The sequence below is a fragment of the Aurantimicrobium sp. genome, assembly GCF_036667855.1.
Classification (GTDB): Bacteria; Actinomycetota; Actinomycetes; order Actinomycetales; family Microbacteriaceae; genus Aurantimicrobium.
In genome coordinates this window covers 1-610 of record NZ_JAVWTF010000130.1, presented here as the reverse complement: position 1 = coordinate 610, position 610 = coordinate 1, and the positions used below count along the sequence as shown (strand labels likewise).

The following is a 610-nucleotide window of genomic DNA, read 5'->3' as shown; positions in this document are numbered from 1 at the left end:
AGACCACCCTGACCGCCGCCATCACCAACGTGCTGGCCAAGCACTTCGGTGGTAAAGCTTTCGCCTTCGACCAGATCGACAAGGCACCGGAAGAGCGTGAGCGTGGTATCACCATCAACACCTCCCACGTAGAATACGACACCGCGATCCGCCACTACGCCCACGTAGATTGCCCGGGTCACGCCGACTATGTTAAGAACATGATCACCGGTGCTGCCCAGATGGATGGCGCAATCCTGGTAGTAGCCGCGACTGACGGCCCGATGCCGCAAACTCGTGAGCACATCCTGCTGGGTCGCCAGGTTGGCGTTCCGTACATCATCGTGTTCCTGAACAAATGCGACATGGTAGACGACGAAGAGCTGCTCGAGCTGGTCGAAATGGAAGTGCGTGAACTGCTGACCGAGTACGACTTCCCGGGTGATGACCTGCCGGTAGTACGTGGTTCCGCTCTGAAAGCGCTGGAAGGCGAAGCTCAGTGGGAAGAGAAAATCATCGAGCTGGCTAACCACCTGGATACCTACATCCCGGAGCCGGAGCGCGCTATCGACCAGCCGTTCCTGATGCCTATCGAAGACGTCTTCTCCATCGCTGGCCGTGGTACCGTAGT

The 610-nt window shown here is 58.2% G+C and carries 1 protein-coding gene; it reads left to right on the top strand.

The genetic code is table 11. The features are described 5' to 3' along the window. A partial coding sequence (locus RR877_RS10690) for a GTP-binding protein (protein WP_332628265.1) occupies positions 1 to 610 on the top strand: 610 nt, incomplete at both ends.